The organism is Pantoea sp. MBLJ3 (assembly GCF_000816655.1).
Taxonomy (GTDB): domain Bacteria; phylum Pseudomonadota; class Gammaproteobacteria; order Enterobacterales; family Enterobacteriaceae; genus Pantoea; species Pantoea eucalypti.
Genome location: NZ_JSUT01000002.1, coordinates 400,829 through 415,832 on the forward strand (window position 1 = coordinate 400,829; position 15,004 = coordinate 415,832).

Here is a 15,004-nt window from a genome sequence, read left to right on the forward strand (position 1 = left end):
GTTACTGGAACACAGAGGATTTGGGAAAAAAATCCTTTGCTGTAACGTGGGGTCGCAAGATTATAGAGAAGTCGGTTACAAAAATCGAACCCTATTTCGGTATTTATCCTGTTTATTCTCACGGCAGGTGCGGCAAACGCAGATACTCTTCGCTCTGCATCTCCTGAAGCCGGGATAAACAGCGCTGATATTCGAATTTCAGCCGCGTGCCCTGATAAATCTCGGTCAGTGACGTCTCCGCCGCGACTACCAGCTTCACATGACGTTCATAGAACTCATCGACCAGCGCCAGGAAACGGCGCGCCTGATCTTCGGTTTTATAGATCATTACCGGCACGTCATACAGCAGCACGCTGTGAAAACGGCGCGACAGCGCAATATAGTCATGCTGACTACGCCCTTCACCGCACAGGGTCTTGAAGTTAATCGCCAGCACGCCTTCGCTGACACCCAGTGTCGGCATCTGGCGGTGATTAATCTCCAGCACCGGCGCCGCTTCTGGCTGGCTGCCCGACAGCGCTTTAAACATCCGCGTCATTTCAGCGTGCGTTTCCGGGTTCAGCGGATAGTTCCACAAGTGTGCGGAGGTCAGCGTGCGCAACCGATAGTCGATACCGGCATCCACGTTCATCACATCACAGTGGCGTTTTATCTGCTCAATGGCTGGCAGGAAGCGTGCACGCTGCAGACCATTGCGATAGAGATCGTCGGGCGGAATGTTCGAGGTGGCCACCAGTGCGATACCGCGTTCAAACAGCGCTTCCATCAGCGTGCCCAGCAGCATCGCATCTGTGATATCAGAGACAAAAAACTCATCAAAACAGAGGATGTCCGTTTCGGCTTTAAATTTGTCCGCGATAATCAGCAAGGGATCGCTCTGACCCTGGAGCTGCGTCAGCTCTTCATGCACCCGCAACATAAAGCGGTGAAAGTGCAGGCGCAGTTTTCGGTCGCCAGGAATAGACTGAAAAAAGAGATCCATGACCCAGGTCTTACCGCGCCCGACACCGCCCCACATATAGAGTCCACGTACCGGTTGCGGCGTCTCGTTTTTTTCTTTGCCGATCAATTTTGACAGGCGACCCAGCAGGCCAGATGCGGCTGGCGCGGCAGATTGTTGCCGGGCAACCAGCGCCTGCTGCAGCGCGTCTAAACGGGTAATTGCTTCGCGTTGTACGTCATCGGGCCTGAATTCGCCCTGCGACAGCGCCTGCTCATAGCGTGCAAGCGGAGTTGAGGTTTGCATTGTTGTTTCAAAGTCCCTGAATGGTGTCTGATTCATACCACGGTTGCTGAAAAAAAGGCCGTTCTACACTAAGCCATGCTGCTCCAGAGTTCCACATCCATAAGATTAACGGGTATAGTGACTATTATTGAAATGGTGCAATGCCCTACGGAACAATGGAAATAACACGGGAGTCATTATGACCTGGGAATACGGGCTAATTGGTTTAGTGGTAGGTATTATTGTCGGCGCAGTCGCCATGCGTTTTGGCAACAAAAAGCTGCGTGAGCAGCGCAGCATGCAGTATGAGCTGGAAAAATCGAAAGCGGAGCTGGCTGATTATCGCGAAGAACTGACCAACCACTTCGCGCAGAGCGCGGAGCTGCTGGACAACATGGCGCGTGATTATCGTCAGCTCTATCAGCACATGGCAAAAGGCTCCAATGACCTGCTGCCAAATCTGCCTGGGCAGAAAAATCCGTTTGCGTATCAGCTGACTGAAGCTGAAGCGGATAACGATCAGGTCCCGGTGCAGATGCCGCGCGACTACTCTGAAGGCGCATCGGGTTTACTGCGTGGCGAGCGCCCTGCCCGCGACTAATCTTTTTGGGGCGCAGCCTGTCTGCGCCCACTGAATTTGCGAACCCTGACCGCAAACGACTGTCACATTGATTAATTCCTCCCACCTTTTGCAGCGAGAGCGTTGTAGCAATGAAAAAACAAGCACGCCTGTTTAGCGCATTAGCCCTGAGTATTGGGATGAGTCTTGCCGCCGCGCCAGACGCGATGGCAACGCTGCCAGCACAAATTGCGGGCCAGCCGCTGCCGAGTCTGGCGCCGATGCTGGAGAAAGTGTTACCCGCCGTGGTCAGTGTTCACGTGGAAGGCACCGATTCAGGTGCACAGGCTCAGGATATTCCTGAACCGCTTAAGCGCTTTTTCGGCCAGATGCCTGGCGGGAATAGCCAGCCTCAACCGTTTGAAGGTCTGGGATCTGGCGTCATTATTGATGCCGCCAAAGGTTACGTACTGACCAACAATCATGTGGTTAACGGTGCTGATAAGATCAGCGTACAGCTTGGCGACGGCAGCGAATATGACGCCAAACTGATCGGCCATGATGAGCAGACCGATATCGCGCTGATTCAGATTCAGGGCGCGAAAAACCTTACGCAGGTGAAAGTTGCGGATTCTGATCAGCTGAAAGTGGGCGACTTCGCGGTGGCGATCGGTAACCCGTTTGGTCTGGGACAGACCGCCACGTCCGGCATTATCTCTGCGCTGGGCCGTAGCGGCCTGAACCTGGAAGGGCTGGAAAACTTTATTCAGACCGATGCTGCGATTAACCGCGGTAACTCAGGCGGTGCGCTGGTCAATCTTAACGGCGAGCTGATCGGTATCAATACCGCTATTCTCGCCTCCAGCGGCGGAAACATCGGTATCGGCTTCGCCATTCCCAGTGATATGGCGATGAACCTCGCGCAGCAGCTGATCAAGTTCGGTGAAGTGAAGCGTGGTCAGCTGGGTATTAAAGGCACTGAAATGACGGCCGATATGGCTAAGGCCTTTAATGTCGATGCGCAGCGCGGTGCCTTTGTTTCTGAAGTCTTACCGCAGTCTGCCGCACAGAAAGCGGGCGTGAAGTCAGGCGATATTATTACGTCCATCAACGATAAGCCGATTACCAGCTTCGCTGAGTTGCGCGTAAAAGTCGGCACCACACCGCCAGGCGAACAGGTCAAACTCGGCCTGCTGCGTGAAGGGAAACCGTTAACGGTTACCGTCACGCTGGAGCAGAGCGCCCAGACTACCGCGAGCGCACAGCTGATGTCCCCTGCGCTTCAGGGCGCAACCCTGAGTGATGGACAGACGAAAACCGGGGATAAAGGCGTGAAGGTCGATACCATCGAGAAAGGCACACCCGCTGAGCAGGTGGGTCTGCAGAAAGATGATGTGATTATCGGTGTTAACCGCAACCGGGTTCAGACCATTGCTGAAATGCGTAAAATACTGGAGGGTAAACCGCCGGTGCTGGCTCTGAATGTAGTGCGTGGCGATGAAAGTATCTATCTGTTGTTGAGATAAACCTCGCATTACGGCGGACACAAGCACGTGTGTGTCCGCCGCTCTCATGCTATTCTCCCCTGCGATCTCCCCTGGCGTGATTTAACACCATGTTTCTTAAACTCTTGCGTGCCGTGGTGCTGGGCCTGATTGTGGCGGGTATTTTGCTCGCAGCACTGCCTGCACTGCGTATGGGCAGCGACGCCCTTTATAACCACGAAAATATTACCGACGAAACGCCCTTTAGCTTCAATCAAGGGGTGCGACGCGCCGTGCCTGCTGTCGTGAACGTTTACAATCGCAGCGCCCACACCAACAACAATCGTGGGATCACTACCCTGGGTTCAGGGGTGATCATGAATGTTAAAGGCTACATCCTTACCAACAAGCATGTTATCAACAATGCTGATCAGATCATCGTGGCGCTGCAGGATGGCCGCTTCTTTGAAGCGACGCTGGTGGGTTCCGATGGAATGACCGACCTGGCGGTTCTCAAGATTACGGCCTCCGGCCTGCCGGTTATCCCGATTAATCCAAACCGTCAGCCGCACATTGGTGATGTGGTGATGGCGATCGGCAATCCTTACAACCTCGGTCAGACGGTGACGCAGGGCATTATCAGCGCCACGGGCCGCGTAGGTCTGAGTTCGTCAGGCCGACAGAACTTCCTGCAGACCGATGCCTCAATCAACCAGGGTAACTCCGGCGGTGCGCTGATTAACTCGCTCGGCGAGCTGATGGGTATTAATACCCTGACCTTTGATAAGAGCAATGATGGTGAAACACCGGAAGGAATTGGTTTCGCCATTCCAACGGTCTTAGCCTCAAAAATCATGGATAAGCTGATTCGTGATGGTCGGGTCATCCGCGGCTATATCGGCATTACCGGGCGTGAGTTACCGCCGCTGCATGGACAGGGCAGCAATCTGGATCGGGTTCAGGGCATCATTGTCAGTGTGGTCACACCAGACGGGCCCGCAGATAAAGCCGGGATTCAGGCCAACGATGTGCTGCTCAGTGTAAACGGCAAGCCGGCCATTTCCGCACAGGAGACGATGGATCAGGTGGCAGAAATTCGCCCGGGTTCAGTGATTGAGGTGCAGGTGCTGCGCAACGATCAGAAACTGACGCTGCCGGTGACCATTCAGGAATTTCCGGACAATAGTAACTAGCTAAAACCGGAGCCAGGTCAGGGATGGCCCAGCTGATCGAAAAGAAGGCCGCCATCCATGGCGGTCGGCCTCGCCATCCTGGCTCGGACGCTTTGCTCTTCATCCGGGCCAACCCTTCCCCACTATTCCGTCACCGTTTGTGAATAACCGATTAGCAGCGATCCACCGGAAACGCGATCACGTCACTCAATGACTCCGCTTTCAACGCCAGCATGATCAGACGATCAACACCCAGCGCGACCCCCGAACAGGCTGGCATACCATGCGCCAGTGCATCCAGCAGATAAGTATCAATGGGATGTACAGGCAGGCCACGCGCCGCACGGCGACGGTTATCCTGCTCGAAGCGCTGACGCTGCTCACGGCTATCGGTCAGTTCACGAAAACCGTTCGCCAGCTCAATGCCCTTGTAATAGACCTCGAAGCGCTCAGCCACACGGTGATCTTCAGTACTGATCTCCGCCAGTGCTGCCTGGCTGGCCGGGAAATGATAAACGAAGCAGGGTTTATCCTGACCAATCTTCGGCTCCACGCCCAGCATAAACAGCAGCATCAGTAAGGTATCGCGATCTTCTTCTGCGCGCGCCAGCTCGCCTTCACCCAGCTTCTCAGCCGCTTCACGTAACTGCGCTTTATCCGCAGACAGCGGGTCCAGCTCCAGATGACGGATAAACGCCTGCTGATAAGAGAGCGACTCTGCGCTGTCACACTCCAGCACCTGCTGCATCAGATCGTCGACTTCATTCATCAGGCGGTACATGTCGTAATGCGGACGATACCACTCCAGCATGGTGAATTCGGGGTTGTGGTGACGTCCCGCCTCTTCATTGCGGAAGCTGCGCGCCATCTGGTAAATCGGGCCACTGCCTGCCGCCAGCAGGCGCTTCATATGATATTCCGGGCTGGTCATCAGCCAGAGATCGCGCCCCTGCGCCGCGCCAGGCCCGACAAAACGCGTCTGGAATGGCACCAGATGGATATCGGTAATCGTTGCCTGACTCATCGCCGGCGTATCCACTTCCAGCACGCCGCGATCGGCAAAGAAACGACGCACTTCAGCTAAAATAGCGGCGCGTTTTAACAAATTGGCGATGGATGCGCTTGGTTGCCAGCTTGCCGTTTCGCTCATGGTGATGACTCCTGATACAAATTAGGGTGGGAAGTCTACCTGCAATGCATGTGGCAAACAATCTCGCGCCTATGCTGCCAATAACAGCGTTTCAGCTTCTATACTTAAGCGGTTAAATCACAAAGGAATCCCACTATGTCTCCATGGAAAACAGTTGTTGCCAGCCTGAGTGCTTTTCTCTCAGTCGCCTGCAGTACCACGCCGCCAAAAAACGTCACGGTCATAGATAACTTCGACAGCCAGCGCTACCTTGGTCAGTGGTATGAGATTGCCCGCCTTAATCACCCTTTTGAGCGCGGCCTTGAACAGGTAACGGCAAACTACAGCCCACGTGATGATGGCGGTCTGAAAGTGATCAATCGTGGCTACAACGTTAAAAAGCAGCGCTGGCAGGAGAGCGTGGGCAAAGCCTATTTCACTGGTGAGCCACAGCGTGCATCCCTGAAGGTCTCTTTCTTTGGCCCCTTCTACGGCGGCTACAACGTTATCGCACTGGATCCCGATTATCGCTATGCGATGGTGTGCGGCCCGAATCGCCACTATCTCTGGATACTGTCACGCACACCGCAGCTGGAGCCGGGCGTCAAAGAGAAACTGGTTGAACAGGCACGTCAGAACGGTTTCCCGGTGGAAGAGTTAATCTGGGTAAAACAGAAATAGTGCAAAAGCTGGCAAGCCGGTACGAAAAGCATTTCGTACCGGTTGGAATAACAGGTTACTTCGTGCTGTTCTGAATCGCCTGGCCACCCGCTTCGACATCTTCACCGACGCCACGTGTTGTATTACACGCCGTCAGCAGAGAAGAGAGCACCAGTACAGAGAAGATTGCGGCAATACTTTTCTTTAACATAACAATGTCCTTTTTGATGGATGTAAAGTACAGCGCTTTAAGCATAGCCGGATTTACGGCCGTTGCTGCTGGCGGGACTCTAAAAAAGACAATCCGTTAGGTCATTTTGCCGCACGGGAAATGGCACCACCTAAGTGGGAGACGTCTTCGCCAAAACCGTGGAATGTGTTGCAGGCGCTTAACGCAGAAGAGACCAGCAACGCGAACGCGATTAATTTTGCCAGCTTGATCATTTTTTTCTCTCAGACAAGAAAAAGGCGCATCCGGAGATGCGCCTGCGAATCTTATTTCACGCGTGACACGTATTCGCCAGAGCGGGTGTCAACTTTGACCACTTCGCCCTCTTGCACGAACAATGGCACTTTCACCACGGCGCCGGTAGACAGCTTGGCTGGCTTGCCGCCAGTACCCGCAGTATCACCTTTCAGGCCGGGATCGGTTTCGATAACTTCAGCTTCGATAAAGTTCGGCGGCTGAACGGCGATCGGGCGACCGTTCCACAGCGTAACGATACACTCAGCGTTATCCTGCAGCCATTTCGCTGCATCGTTTACCGTTTTCTCTTCAACCTGGAACTGCTCAAAGCTTTCCGGGTGCATGAAGTGATAGAACTCACCGTCGTTGTACAGGTAGTTCAGGTTGGTATCTACAACGTCTGCGCCTTCGGCGGAGTCGGTAGATTTAAAAGTTTTCTCAACGCGAGAACCCGTCAGCAGGCGACGCATTTTAACGCGTGCGAATGCCTGACCTTTACCCGGTTTAACGAACTCACTGGATTCGATGGCATACGGCTCGCCTTCGAACATGATTTTAAGACCGGGACGGAAATCGTTGCTAGAATAAGTCGCCATGAAGGCCCTCTACGAAAATTGACACTGGTACTAAGCCAAAAAAATGGCACACATTGTAACCCTAAAAACACCTTCCAGAGAAGATTGGTTGCAGCAACTTGCGGATGTTGTCACCGAACCTGATGAATTACTGCGGATTTTAGCCCTGGATCAGCACACCGAGCTGGCTGAAGGTGCGGATGCGCGGCGTCTTTTCGCCTTACGGGTACCGCATGCGTTCATCCGCCGGATGAAAAAAGGCGATGCGCACGACCCACTGCTGCTTCAGGTACTGACCCGTCGCCAGGAATTCATCGATGCGCCAGGTTATAGCACCGATCCGCTCGATGAACAAAGCAACGTTGTGCCTGGATTGCTGCATAAATACCGAAACCGGGCATTATTGCTGGTAAAAGGCGGTTGTGCCGTTAACTGCCGCTACTGCTTCCGCCGTCATTTTCCCTATCAGGATAATCCCGGCAATAAGCGTAGCTGGCAGGCTGCACTGGACTATATCGCCGAACATCCCGAGCTGGATGAGATCATTTTTTCCGGCGGCGATCCTCTGATGGCCAAAGATCATGAGCTCGCCTGGCTGATCGCCGCGCTGGAACAGATCCCGCATCTCAAACGTCTGCGCATTCACAGCCGCTTACCGGTCGTTATACCAGCGCGTATTACCGATCAGCTCTGTCAGATGCTAAGCGATACCCGTCTGCAGGTGATTATGGTGACGCATATTAACCATGCGCAGGAGATTGATGAGGCGCTGCATGAGTCGATGACCAGGCTGAAGCGTGCCGGTGTGACCCTGCTGAATCAGAGCGTGCTGCTGCGTGGCATCAATGATAATGCCCAGACGCTGGCTACTCTGAGCAATGCGCTGTTTGATGCCGGTATTCTGCCCTACTATCTGCACGTGCTGGACAAAGTCCAGGGCGCCGCGCATTTCTTTGTCTCAGACGACGAGGCACGCCAGCTGGTTCGGTCCCTGCTCTCACAGGTCTCCGGCTATCTGGTGCCAAAGCTGGCGCGTGAAATTGGCGGTGAGCCGAGTAAAACACCGTTAGATTTGCAGTTACGTCAGGAATAAAAACGGCCAGCGCAAGGCTGGCCGGTTGAATACGGTAGGATGCCCGACTCACATTATGGGCACTTATAAACCTGGCCAGTCATTTTGCTGTCGAGTGGCGCGAACGCGGACAACAGATTCTGCGTCGGGCTGGTGGCACCATAAATCACGTTGCCGCCCATCTCGGCTGCACGATTGCGCAGATCATTGGCCGCACCACGCAGTGCGCTGGTTTCACCGCCTGCACCGCTCAGCCAGTTGCTCTGTGAGCCGGTGATATTGCCCAGAAGCTGACAGTTATTGCCAGGCTGCTGATCGGTAAACGTCACACGCTGCCCCGCTGAAGAGAGTTGCGTAGAGCTGCTGCAGCCCGCCAGCAATAACGCGCCAGCCGTCAGTCCGAGCAAGAGGTTAATCCGCATTGTAATCCCCATTTATTATCATCAGAGTCGGGTGGCAGCGTAGCAGAAAAAGATCTCTTTTTTCTGAACATTCATTGCCTTAATCCCGTTATATCATCTTCATATTTCATACTGTATTCAGGCCAGCAGAGTGGCGCGTCCCGGTAACTTACGATAATAAGTCCATCCGGCGAGGCGGCAGCAGTCAGCATGCAGACAGCGGAAGATATCAAGAGGAAAGACGAACGATTGCGACACTACTTATACTATTTTCCCGCCCAAAAGAAAAACCCCCGACCGTTTCCGATCGGGGGTTCTGTGATGACTTAAGCAGTCAACGGCAATTACATCATGCCGCCCATACCGCCCATGCCACCCATACCGCCAGCGCCGCCGCCTAAATCAGGTGCGTCGCCTTTAGGCAGGTCAGTGACCATACATTCGGTGGTGATCATCAGACCTGCAACTGAGGCCGCGTACTGCAGAGCAGAACGGGTCACTTTGGTTGGGTCCAGGATACCGAAGTCGATCATGTTGCCATACTCTTCAGTCTGCGCGTTGTAACCGTAGTTACCGTCGCCCGCTTTCACGTTGTTAGCAACAACAGATGGCTCTTCACCGGCGTTAGACACGATCTGACGCAGTGGAGATTCCATCGCGCGCAGCGCAACTTTGATACCGACGTTCTGATCTTCGTTCTGACCACGCAGATCCGCCAGCTGTGCTGCAACGCGAACCAGCGCCACACCACCACCTGCAACCACGCCTTCTTCTACAGCAGCACGGGTTGCGTGCAGCGCATCTTCAACGCGGGCTTTCTTCTCTTTCATTTCAACTTCAGTTGCTGCGCCTACTTTCAGAACGGCTACGCCGCCTGCCAGTTTCGCTACGCGCTCCTGCAGTTTTTCTTTGTCGTAGTCAGAGGTTGCTTCTTCGATCTGCTGACGAATCTGGGTGACACGGCCCTGGATTGTCGCTTCTTCACCCACACCGTCGATGATGGTGGTGGTGTCTTTGTTAATCACAACGCGTTTAGCCTGGCCCAGATCTTCCAGAGCCGCTTTTTCCAGCTCCATACCGATCTCTTCAGAGATCACGGTACCACCGGTCAGGATAGCGATATCCTGCAGCATCGCTTTACGACGGTCGCCGAAGCCTGGTGCTTTCACAGCAGCCACTTTCACGATGCCACGCATGGTGTTAACCACCAGCGTTGCCAGCGCTTCGCCTTCAACATCTTCCGCGATGATCAGCAGTGGTTTGCCTGCTTTCGCAACGGCTTCCAGCACTGGCAGCATTTCACGGATGTTAGAAATTTTCTTGTCAGCCAGCAGGATGAACGGAGATTCCAGTTCAATCGCACCGGTTTCTGGCTTGTTGATGAAGTAAGGAGAGAGGTAGCCGCGATCAAACTGCATACCTTCAACCACATCCAGCTCATCCTGCAGGCCGGTGCCTTCTTCAACGGTGATCACGCCTTCTTTACCGACTTTTTCCATCGCCTGAGCAATCAGCTGGCCTACAGTTTCATCGGAGTTAGCAGAGATGGTACCCACCTGCGCAATGGCTTTAGAGTCTGAGCAAGGCACAGACAGCGCTTTCAGTTTCTCAACTGCAGCGATAACCGCCTGGTCGATACCGCGCTTCAGATCCATCGGGTTCATACCCGCTGCGACCGCTTTCAGGCCTTCGGTGATGATAGACTGAGCCAGTACGGTTGCAGTGGTGGTGCCGTCGCCTGCAGCGTCGTTCGCTTTAGAGGCCACTTCTTTCACCATCTGCGCGCCCATGTTCTCGAACTTGTCTTCCAGCTCGATTTCACGTGCCACAGAAACACCATCTTTAGTGATGGTCGGTGCACCAAAAGATTTATCCAGAACCACGTTACGGCCTTTCGGGCCCAGGGTAACTTTTACTGCATCTGCCAGTACGTTCACGCCACGCAGCATTTTTACGCGTGCGTCATTACCGAATTTTACGTCTTTAGCTGCCATCTTTAAATATCCCTTAAATTCGTTTCGTTCAGTGAATTACGCGTAAAAATTACGCTTCAACAACGGCCAGAATGTCGCTCTCAGAGATGATAAGCACCTCTTCGTTGTCGATTTTCTCGGTTTTAGCACCGTAACCTTCATTGAAGATCACGACGTCACCAACCTTCACGTCCAGCGGCTTAACGTCGCCACTCTCAAGGATGCGACCATTGCCGACAGCCAGAACTTCACCACGGGTGGATTTACCGGCTGCAGAACCGGTCAGCACGATGCCGCCAGCTGATTTAGCTTCAACTTCTTTACGCTTGACGATGACGCGATCGTGCAATGGACGAATTTTCATTTGATAGCTCTCCTTTGAGAAGTCCAATCATTCAGTTTTGGGGTTGAACACCGGGCTGCATGGCTTCCGGCCTCGTGACCAGAGAGATAGGGCCGCCACCACCCACTTTCAAGGGGGCGGACAACAAATTTTTTTATCCGGATGTGATAAGTGGTGACTTTTTAAACAGATGATGGGGTAAATAAAAAACGCAACCCGGAGGTTGCGCTTTCAGAGGCTTAAACTGCGGTTAACGATCCTTGTGATCGTCATGGTGCTCAAGGCGATCGCTATTTTTACGCTCGAACTCGCCATCCATGGTATAGCCGCTGTCAGGGCCAGCACCCGGTCCGCGCCAGACGCGCAGATGGGGCATCAGTTTCAGCGTCAGATGCTTCTGTACCGGTGGCAGCAACAGCAACAGACCCAGCAGATCAGTGAAGAAGCCAGGCAACAGCAGCAGGAAGCCCGCGATGATCAGTGACACGCTTTTGATCATCTCACTGGCCGGGCTTTCATTACGCGCCAGCTTCTCCTGCATCAGCATAAAGTTCTTCATGCCCTGATTTTTGACCAGCGACACCCCGATGCACGAGGTGAACACCACCAGCAGCATGGTAAGCAGCACGCCCATGACGTGTGCCACCTGAATGAAGAGTGAAATCTCTATCCAGGCCAGAATAAAAAAGACTAATAACGGTATCCAGCGCACCGTACTCTCCTGTAAGTAGGGGCTGAACGGCAGCGTGCCGGTCAGCAGAAAGCATTCATCCTGAGGATGATAAGAAAAGAGATGGGCACCCGCGCCGCCATTTTCAACCGATCGTATCAAATTTATCCTGCGGGGTTAATTTTGTAACCAACTTCACATATCGTTAACCAGACTGCAGCATTAAGTGATCTGCATGCGTGCTTTTCTTAAGCATCAGAATATGATCGCACACGCCCCTTTGAAGACGGATAATATGTCGGCACGGGCACACCACGACAAAATAAACACATCCTTTGTGATGGTTAGCGGCAACAATAAGAAGGTTATCATGGCGAACAACATTCGTATCGAAGAAGACCTGTTAGGCATGCGCGAAGTTCCGGCGGATGCTTACTATGGCGTTCATACTCTGCGTGCGATTGAGAACTTTTATATCAGCAACAGCAAAATCAGTGACATTCCTGAATTTGTCCGCGGCATGGTGATGGTCAAAAAAGCAGCGGCGATGGCCAATAAAGAGCTGCAGACTATTCCGCGCAACATTGCCGATACCATCATTAAGGCCTGCGACGAAGTGCTGAACAACGGCCGCTGTATGGACCAGTTCCCTGTTGATGTCTATCAGGGCGGTGCCGGAACCTCGGTCAACATGAACACCAATGAGGTGCTGGCGAACATCGGCCTGGAGCTGATGGGCCACCAGAAAGGGGAATATCAGTACCTCAACCCCAACGATCATGTGAACAAATGCCAGTCTACCAACGACGCCTATCCAACCGGTTTCCGCATCGCGGTCTACAGCTCTCTGCTGAAACTGCTTGATGGCATCAGCCAGCTGGCCGAAGGCTTCCAGCACAAAGCTGATGAATTCCAGACCATCCTGAAAATGGGCCGCACCCAGTTGCAGGATGCCGTGCCAATGACCCTCGGTCAGGAGTTTCACGCGTTCAGCGTGCTGCTGAACGAAGAAACCAAAAGTATTCTGCGCACCGCTGAACTGCTGCTGGAAGTAAACCTGGGCGCGACCGCCATCGGTACCCGCCTCAATACGCCGGATGGCTATCAGCATCTGGCTGTACAGCGTCTGGCGGAAGTCAGCAACCTGCCAGTAGTACCGGCGGAAGATCTGATTGAAGCCACCTCTGACTGCGGCGCTTATGTGATGGTCCATTCGTCACTCAAACGTCTGGCCGTGAAGCTCTCCAAAATCTGTAACGACCTGCGCCTGCTCTCCTCCGGTCCGCGCGCGGGTCTGAACGAAATCAATCTGCCAGAGCTGCAGGCAGGCTCCTCCATCATGCCAGCCAAGGTCAATCCGGTAGTACCGGAAGTGGTAAACCAGGTTTGCTTTAAAGTGATTGGCAATGACATCACCGTCACGATGGCCTCTGAAGCGGGTCAGTTACAGCTCAACGTGATGGAGCCGGTCATTGGCCAGGCGCTGTTTGAGTCAATCAGCATCCTGACTAACGCCTGCTACAACCTGCTGGAGAAGTGCGTCAACGGCATTACCGCCAACCGCGCAGTGTGCGAAGCCTATGTCTTTAACTCGATTGGTATCGTCACTTACCTTAACCCTTACATCGGCCACCACAACGGCGACATCGTCGGCAAAATCTGTGCGGAAACCGGTAAAAGCGTGCGCGAGGTCGTGCTGGAGCGTGGTCTGCTGACGGAAAGTGAGCTGGACGATATCTTCTCGGTACAGAACCTGATGTACCCGGTTTATAAAGCCAAACGTTATACCGATGAAAACGAACAGTAAGGCTTAACCGACGCTGGTTAACCAAAGGCACACCGCGATCAAAACGGTGTGCCTTTTTTTTTGGTACACAGCACACCCCGGTTTTACCGATTTAATGTTCAGGAGTGATTCATGTTTGTGGTTGAGCTGATTATCGTCTTGATGGCGATCTGGTTGGGCGCACGTCTTGGCGGCATTGGCATTGGCTTTGCTGGCGGGATGGGCGTGTTGATCCTGACGCTGGGATTTGGCATGGCACCCGGCGCTATCCCGTTCGATGTGATTGAAATCATCATGGCGGTGATCGCGGCTATCGCTGCGATGCAGGTGGCGGGCGGCATGGATTATCTCGTCAGCCTGGCTGAACGCCTGCTGCGGCGTCATCCGCGCCATGTCACGCTGCTGGCCCCGCTGGTCACCTACCTGATGACGCTGCTGGCCGGTACGGGTCATACTGCGTTCTCGACGCTGCCAGTGATTGCGGAAGTGGCGAAGGAGCAAGGCGTACGCCCTTCCCGGCCGCTGTCGATTGCAGTAGTGGCTTCACAAATAGCGATTACTGCGTCACCGATTTCAGCCGCCGTGGTCTTCTTCGCCACACTGCTTGAACCGCGCGGTATCGGCTATATCACCCTGCTGGCGATTGCCATCCCCTCAACCATGGTGGGTCTCTTCCTGGCCGCGCTGGTGACTAACTTCTTAGGCCGTGAGCTGAAAGATGATGAGGTTTATCAGGCCCGCCTCGCCAAAGGCGAAGTCACGCTGCGTGGCGCCAGCCGTTACCAGGCAAAACCGGGCGCGAAAAAATCGGTGCTGCTGTTTCTGACGGGCATTGTGGCTGTGGTGCTCTATGCCACCGCAACCAGCGCCAGCGTCGGGTTGATCGTCAATCCACCGCTGCCGCGCAATGAAGCGATTGTGGTGTTTATGCTGACCATCGCCACACTCATCAGCCTGACCTGCAAACTCGACACCAGTGAGATCCTCAGTGCCAGCACCTTTAAATCCGGCATGAGCGCCTGTATCTGCGTAATGGGCGTCGCCTGGCTGGGTGATACCTTTGTAAAAGCGCATCTGGCCGAGATTCAGATGCTGGCTGGTGATACGCTAAAAACCTATCCATGGATGCTGGCACTGGTGCTCTTCTTCGCCTCGATGCTGCTCTATTCGCAGGCCGCCACCACCAAAGCCCTGATGCCCGCCGCGCTGCTGCTGGGCGTGACGCCGCTGACGGCCATCGCCTCCTTCGCCGCCGTTTCGGCGCTGTTTGTGCTGCCGACCTACCCGACCCTGCTGGCCGCCGTTGAGATGGATGACACGGGCTCAACCCGGATTGGCAAGTTTGTCTTTAACCATGCCTTTATCATTCCCGGAGTAATTGCCATTGCGCTGTCGGTGCTCTCTGGCTTCGTCTTCGGTGGGTTGCTGTTATAGCCCGCTCATCGTGTTACGGATGGAGCGTGCTATCATCGCCGCTCTTTTAAACAGG

Annotated in this window: 16 protein-coding genes; 7 read left to right on the forward strand and 9 right to left on the reverse strand. The window is 53.9% G+C overall.

What is annotated here, in order from left to right; translation table 11 throughout:
- Window positions 1-118: 118 nt before the first annotated feature.
- On the reverse strand, window positions 119-1,246 hold the full coding sequence (zapE, locus tag NP77_RS02870; RefSeq protein ID WP_033743099.1) for a cell division protein ZapE: 1,128 nt from the start codon (window positions 1,244-1,246) through the stop codon (window positions 119-121).
- A gap of 178 nt (window positions 1,247-1,424) precedes the next feature.
- Between zapE and zapG the strand changes: the two genes are divergently transcribed.
- The 3 genes from zapG (at window position 1,425) to degS (ending at window position 4,461) form a co-directional block, all read left to right on the forward strand.
- Window positions 1,425-1,826, forward strand: a complete 402-nt coding sequence (zapG, locus tag NP77_RS02875) for a Z-ring associated protein ZapG (RefSeq protein ID WP_003848291.1) — start codon at window positions 1,425-1,427, stop codon at window positions 1,824-1,826.
- A 110-nt stretch (window positions 1,827-1,936) separates the two neighbouring features.
- Window positions 1,937-3,310 (forward strand): serine endoprotease DegQ, encoded by a 1,374-nt coding sequence (gene degQ, locus NP77_RS02880; RefSeq protein WP_008925399.1) that lies wholly within the window; start codon window positions 1,937-1,939, stop codon window positions 3,308-3,310.
- 89 nt (window positions 3,311-3,399) lie between these two features.
- Window positions 3,400-4,461 carry an outer membrane-stress sensor serine endopeptidase DegS gene (gene degS, locus NP77_RS02885; RefSeq protein WP_003848295.1) on the forward strand — a complete coding sequence of 354 codons (1,062 nt, stop codon included), beginning with the start codon at window positions 3,400-3,402 and terminating at the stop codon, window positions 4,459-4,461.
- A gap of 151 nt (window positions 4,462-4,612) precedes the next feature.
- On the opposite strand, the gene epmA is transcribed toward degS, so the two are convergent.
- Entirely contained in the window at window positions 4,613-5,590 is a 978-nt protein-coding gene (gene epmA, locus NP77_RS02890) for an elongation factor P--(R)-beta-lysine ligase (protein WP_008925398.1), read from the reverse strand.
- Between the two features lie 135 nt (window positions 5,591-5,725).
- Here epmA and NP77_RS02895 point away from each other — a divergent pair, with 135 nt between their 5' ends.
- Window positions 5,726-6,250, forward strand: coding sequence for a lipocalin family protein (locus tag NP77_RS02895; RefSeq protein WP_039658952.1), 525 nt, complete (start codon window positions 5,726-5,728; stop codon window positions 6,248-6,250).
- A gap of 55 nt (window positions 6,251-6,305) precedes the next feature.
- On the opposite strand, the gene NP77_RS02900 is transcribed toward NP77_RS02895, so the two are convergent.
- The 3 genes from NP77_RS02900 to efp form a co-directional block, all read right to left on the reverse strand.
- On the reverse strand, window positions 6,306-6,440 hold the full coding sequence (locus NP77_RS02900) for an entericidin A/B family lipoprotein (RefSeq protein ID WP_003848302.1): 135 nt from the start codon (window positions 6,438-6,440) through the stop codon (window positions 6,306-6,308).
- Window positions 6,441-6,541: 101 nt separating this feature from the next.
- A complete protein-coding gene (locus NP77_RS02905; RefSeq protein ID WP_003848306.1) occupies window positions 6,542-6,673 on the reverse strand; it encodes an entericidin A/B family lipoprotein in 132 nt (43 codons plus the stop codon).
- Between the two features lie 51 nt (window positions 6,674-6,724).
- Window positions 6,725-7,291: an elongation factor P gene (efp, locus tag NP77_RS02910; RefSeq protein WP_008925396.1), complete on the reverse strand. Its 567-nt coding sequence runs from the start codon at window positions 7,289-7,291 to the stop codon at window positions 6,725-6,727.
- Between the two features lie 43 nt (window positions 7,292-7,334).
- On the opposite strand from efp, the gene epmB reads away from it, so the two are divergent.
- Complete coding sequence (gene epmB / locus NP77_RS02915; RefSeq protein WP_039658956.1) at window positions 7,335-8,363, forward strand: EF-P beta-lysylation protein EpmB; 1,029 nt, start codon at window positions 7,335-7,337, stop codon at window positions 8,361-8,363.
- Window positions 8,364-8,416: 53 nt separating this feature from the next.
- On the opposite strand, the gene NP77_RS02920 is transcribed toward epmB, so the two are convergent.
- From NP77_RS02920 to NP77_RS02935, 4 genes are all read right to left on the reverse strand, one after another.
- Window positions 8,417-8,764 carry a DUF4156 domain-containing protein gene (locus NP77_RS02920; RefSeq protein ID WP_008925394.1) on the reverse strand — a complete coding sequence of 116 codons (348 nt, stop codon included), beginning with the start codon at window positions 8,762-8,764 and terminating at the stop codon, window positions 8,417-8,419.
- Between the two features lie 323 nt (window positions 8,765-9,087).
- On the reverse strand, window positions 9,088-10,737 hold the full coding sequence (gene groL / locus NP77_RS02925; protein WP_003848314.1) for a chaperonin GroEL: 1,650 nt from the start codon (window positions 10,735-10,737) through the stop codon (window positions 9,088-9,090).
- Window positions 10,738-10,786: 49 nt separating this feature from the next.
- Window positions 10,787-11,080 (reverse strand): co-chaperone GroES, encoded by a 294-nt coding sequence (locus tag NP77_RS02930; protein WP_003848316.1) that lies wholly within the window; start codon window positions 11,078-11,080, stop codon window positions 10,787-10,789.
- 229 nt (window positions 11,081-11,309) lie between these two features.
- The gene (locus tag NP77_RS02935) at window positions 11,310-11,771 is read right to left on the reverse strand and encodes an FxsA family protein (protein WP_181405311.1); all 462 of its coding nucleotides are present in this window, start codon (window positions 11,769-11,771) and stop codon (window positions 11,310-11,312) included.
- Between the two features lie 328 nt (window positions 11,772-12,099).
- Between NP77_RS02935 and aspA the strand changes: the two genes are divergently transcribed.
- The gene (aspA, locus tag NP77_RS02940; RefSeq protein ID WP_003848319.1) at window positions 12,100-13,536 is read left to right on the forward strand and encodes an aspartate ammonia-lyase; all 1,437 of its coding nucleotides are present in this window, start codon (window positions 12,100-12,102) and stop codon (window positions 13,534-13,536) included.
- A gap of 111 nt (window positions 13,537-13,647) precedes the next feature.
- The gene (locus NP77_RS02945) at window positions 13,648-14,949 is read left to right on the forward strand and encodes an anaerobic C4-dicarboxylate transporter (protein WP_008925391.1); all 1,302 of its coding nucleotides are present in this window, start codon (window positions 13,648-13,650) and stop codon (window positions 14,947-14,949) included.
- Window positions 14,950-15,004: the final 55 nt, after the last annotated feature.

What these genes read in the sequence shown, in the direction of transcription:
- zapE (WP_033743099.1), bottom strand. Translation starts at nt 1,246, where the DNA reads ATGCAAACCTCAACTCCGCTTGCACGCTATGAGCAGGCGCTGTCGCAG.
- zapG (WP_003848291.1), top strand. Translation starts at nt 1,425, where the DNA reads ATGACCTGGGAATACGGGCTAATTGGTTTAGTGGTAGGTATTATTGTC.
- degQ (WP_008925399.1), top strand. Translation starts at nt 1,937, where the DNA reads ATGAAAAAACAAGCACGCCTGTTTAGCGCATTAGCCCTGAGTATTGGG.
- degS (WP_003848295.1), top strand. Translation starts at nt 3,400, where the DNA reads ATGTTTCTTAAACTCTTGCGTGCCGTGGTGCTGGGCCTGATTGTGGCG.
- epmA (WP_008925398.1), bottom strand. Translation starts at nt 5,590, where the DNA reads ATGAGCGAAACGGCAAGCTGGCAACCAAGCGCATCCATCGCCAATTTG.
- NP77_RS02895 (WP_039658952.1), top strand. Translation starts at nt 5,726, where the DNA reads ATGTCTCCATGGAAAACAGTTGTTGCCAGCCTGAGTGCTTTTCTCTCA.
- NP77_RS02900 (WP_003848302.1), bottom strand. Translation starts at nt 6,440, where the DNA reads ATGTTAAAGAAAAGTATTGCCGCAATCTTCTCTGTACTGGTGCTCTCT.
- NP77_RS02905 (WP_003848306.1), bottom strand. Translation starts at nt 6,673, where the DNA reads ATGATCAAGCTGGCAAAATTAATCGCGTTCGCGTTGCTGGTCTCTTCT.
- efp (WP_008925396.1), bottom strand. Translation starts at nt 7,291, where the DNA reads ATGGCGACTTATTCTAGCAACGATTTCCGTCCCGGTCTTAAAATCATG.
- epmB (WP_039658956.1), top strand. Translation starts at nt 7,335, where the DNA reads ATGGCACACATTGTAACCCTAAAAACACCTTCCAGAGAAGATTGGTTG.
- NP77_RS02920 (WP_008925394.1), bottom strand. Translation starts at nt 8,764, where the DNA reads ATGCGGATTAACCTCTTGCTCGGACTGACGGCTGGCGCGTTATTGCTG.
- groL (WP_003848314.1), bottom strand. Translation starts at nt 10,737, where the DNA reads ATGGCAGCTAAAGACGTAAAATTCGGTAATGACGCACGCGTAAAAATG.
- NP77_RS02930 (WP_003848316.1), bottom strand. Translation starts at nt 11,080, where the DNA reads ATGAAAATTCGTCCATTGCACGATCGCGTCATCGTCAAGCGTAAAGAA.
- aspA (WP_003848319.1), top strand. Translation starts at nt 12,100, where the DNA reads ATGGCGAACAACATTCGTATCGAAGAAGACCTGTTAGGCATGCGCGAA.
- NP77_RS02945 (WP_008925391.1), top strand. Translation starts at nt 13,648, where the DNA reads ATGTTTGTGGTTGAGCTGATTATCGTCTTGATGGCGATCTGGTTGGGC.